Source organism: Sphingomonas sp. 66-10, assembly GCF_001897045.1.
Classification (GTDB): domain Bacteria; phylum Pseudomonadota; class Alphaproteobacteria; order Sphingomonadales; family Sphingomonadaceae; genus Sphingomonas; species Sphingomonas lycopersici.
Map to the genome: position 1 here is coordinate 11,515 of NZ_MKRR01000048.1, position 2,637 is coordinate 14,151.

At 64.5% G+C, this 2,637-nt stretch carries 4 protein-coding genes; 3 read left to right on the plus strand and 1 reads right to left on the minus strand.

Going from position 1 to position 2,637, the window contains the following annotated elements; all coding sequences use genetic code 11:
• The coding region (locus BGN95_RS05605; RefSeq protein WP_286771900.1) for an SDR family NAD(P)-dependent oxidoreductase at positions 1–665 on the minus strand (665 nt) is incomplete at its 3' end.
• A gap of 78 nt (positions 666–743) precedes the next feature.
• On the opposite strand from BGN95_RS05605, the gene BGN95_RS05610 reads away from it, so the two are divergent.
• From BGN95_RS05610 to BGN95_RS05620, 3 genes are all read left to right on the plus strand, one after another.
• Positions 744–1,136 carry a nuclear transport factor 2 family protein gene (locus tag BGN95_RS05610; protein WP_179512626.1) on the plus strand — a complete coding sequence of 131 codons (393 nt, stop codon included), beginning with the start codon at positions 744–746 and terminating at the stop codon, positions 1,134–1,136.
• A 15-nt stretch (positions 1,137–1,151) separates the two neighbouring features.
• A complete protein-coding gene (locus tag BGN95_RS05615; protein ID WP_286771901.1) occupies positions 1,152–1,808 on the plus strand; it encodes a carboxymuconolactone decarboxylase family protein in 657 nt (218 codons plus the stop codon).
• A gap of 118 nt (positions 1,809–1,926) precedes the next feature.
• Positions 1,927–2,544 (plus strand): VOC family protein, encoded by a 618-nt coding sequence (locus tag BGN95_RS05620; protein ID WP_179512628.1) that lies wholly within the window; start codon positions 1,927–1,929, stop codon positions 2,542–2,544.
• Positions 2,545–2,637: the final 93 nt, after the last annotated feature.

The window sequence follows — 2,637 nt, forward strand, 5'->3', positions numbered from 1 at the left end:
GCGGCGATATCGTCGGGGGTGCAACGTTCGTTGTTCGCCAGCACCGGCGCCATCCAGTCCGCCGCGCGATCGCCGCCGGTGGTGTGGAGGATCGGCGTATCGGTCAGCCCCGGCAACACCCCCGCGACCCGCACCCCCCATTCCTCCTTGAGCGAGGCGCAGCAACGGGTGAGCATCATCACCCCCGCTTTGGTCACGGCATACATCGCATCGCGGAACCCCGGGCCGAGCGCGACGGTCGAGACGGTGTTGACGATCACGCCCCCGCCGCGCGGGTGCATCGCCTGCGCGACGCGCTCGGTCATCAGCACCAGAGAGGTGAGGTTGACGTCGACGATCCAGCGCAGCCGATCGAGCGGCATTTCCGGAAACGCCGCCGGGCCGGACACGACCCCGGCGTTGTTGTGGAGGATATCGGGCGCCCCGTCCGCCAAGGTGCGATCGAGCCACGCCGCGACCGCCGGCAGATCGCCGAGGTCGAGTCGCTCGGTCTCCGCCTCGGCGCCCGCCGCCGCGACCAACGCCGCGCTTTCCGCGAGCCCCGCCGCATTGACATCGAGCAACGTCACCCGCGCCGCGCCGGCTTGCGCCAGCCGCACCGCGGTGGCGCGGCCGATCCCCGACGCGGCCCCCGTCACGACCGCCCAGCGTCCCCGAATATCCATATGCCTCTCCTGTGGTTGACTCACATCCTTATGTATCTAAGCATCAAGCGCAAGCGAGTGACTGGAGAGAGAGCGGCGATGAACGAGACCGAGATGCGCGCCTTTGCGAAGCGCTTCTTCGATGCGATCGAGGAAGGCGATATCGCGACGATGCAGGGCAGCTTCACCCCCGATGCCGAAATCTGGCACAATACCGACGAATTGATCGTCACCCCCGCCGATACCGCCAGGACGCTGACCGGGATGGTCGCGCGGATCGCCAACCGCCAATATGCCGAGCGCCGGCTCGATATCTTCCCCGGCGGGTTCGTCCAGCAGCATGTGCTGCAGGGCAATCGCGTGCATGACGGCGGCGCGGTGCGCCTGCCCTGCGCGATCGTCTGCCGGGTGGAGAACGGCAAGATCACCCGGCTCGACGAATATTTCGATTCGGCGCACGTCGCCGAATTCCGCAAATTCGCGGCGGCCTGAGCGAGGAGAACGATCATGCCCGTATTGCGCCAGGTGCCGCGCGGCGAGGTGGCCGACCAGATCGTGCTCAATTATTACGACCGCCTGTTCGGCGATCGCGATCCCGTCGCCGAGCCCGGTACCGCGACCGGCACGCCGGGTGATTGGTGGACGGTATTCGCGCTCTCCCCCGACATCTTCAAGCACGCGGTCGACGGCTTCGCGGTCTATCGCAACCCGGCGCGGACGATCGATCCGGTACTGCGCGAGCTCGGCCAGACCCGCGCGGGCTGGGTCAAGGGCAGCCAGTTTGTCTTTTCGCAGCATTGCAAGTCGCTGCGCGGGCTGGGGGTAAGCGACGAGAAGATCGCCGCGGTACCGCATTGGACGGTCGCCGATTGCTTCGACGATCAGGAGCGCGCGGTGCTCGCTTATGCCGATTGCCTGTCGCAGGCCGGCGGGCGCGTGCCGACCGCGGTGTTCGACAAGCTCAGGACGTTCTGGAACGACGAGCAAATCTTCGAATTCACCTACATCACCTGTCTTTACGACATGCATGCGGTGATCACCCGCGCGCTTAGGATGGAATATGACAATCGCGACGAGCCGATCGTCGAGATCGCTGCGCCCGAAGGCTTCAACGCCGCCGACTTCCTCAGCGCGGCGCGGCCGGCGGCAAAACCGTCAACTTGATTGACGATTGGCACGATTCGCGCTATAGCCGGATATAAGAGACACGAAATTTGTCTGGCGCGGCCGCGGCGCGAAAAACCGCCTCTTTTCCGCCGCGTCCCACAAGAGGAGAAGGACGATGCCGGCCACCAACACCCAGTTCGAGTTCAAGGGCGTCAATCATCTGGCTTTGGTCTGCAAGGATATGGCGCGAACGGTGGAATTCTATCGCGACGTGCTGGGAATGCCCTTGGTCAAGACGATCGACCTGCCGGGCGGGCGCGGGCAGCATTTCTTCTTCGATATGGGCAATGGCGACAGCCTCGCCTTCTTCTGGTTCGACGGCGCGCCCGAAGCGCATCCGGGGATCGCCGCCCCGTCGGCGCTGCCGACGCAGGGCGATTTCCGCTCGGCGCACGGATCGATGAACCATATCGCGTTCAACGTGCCGGCCGAGAAATTCGACGAATATTATGAGCGGCTGCAGGCCAAGGGGATCGCGGTCACCAAGATTCTCAACCACGACAATTCGGACACGCAGACCAGCGATCACATGCATGACGACGTATTCGTCCGCTCGGTCTATTTCTTCGATCCCGATGGCGTGTGCCTCGAATTCGCCGCCTGGACCAAGGAGTTCACCGACGCCGACGTGGCGCACGATCCGGTGACCGCCGATGGCACCAAGAAGGAAGGGCTGATCGTCCAGAAGGCGCTCGCCCAGAATGACGTTACCGAACTCGCCACCGCGAAGTGACGCGCGGGACAACGGGCGCATCGCGCTGACCAGATCCTCTCCCCTTGTATGTTGAAGGTTGCCCGATCTGATTGGAGGATGGGGTGATCGCCG

What these genes read in the sequence shown, in the direction of transcription:
- BGN95_RS05615 (WP_286771901.1), top strand. Translation starts at nt 1,152, where the DNA reads ATGCCCGTATTGCGCCAGGTGCCGCGCGGCGAGGTGGCCGACCAGATC.
- BGN95_RS05620 (WP_179512628.1), top strand. Translation starts at nt 1,927, where the DNA reads ATGCCGGCCACCAACACCCAGTTCGAGTTCAAGGGCGTCAATCATCTG.
- BGN95_RS05610 (WP_179512626.1), top strand. Translation starts at nt 744, where the DNA reads ATGAACGAGACCGAGATGCGCGCCTTTGCGAAGCGCTTCTTCGATGCG.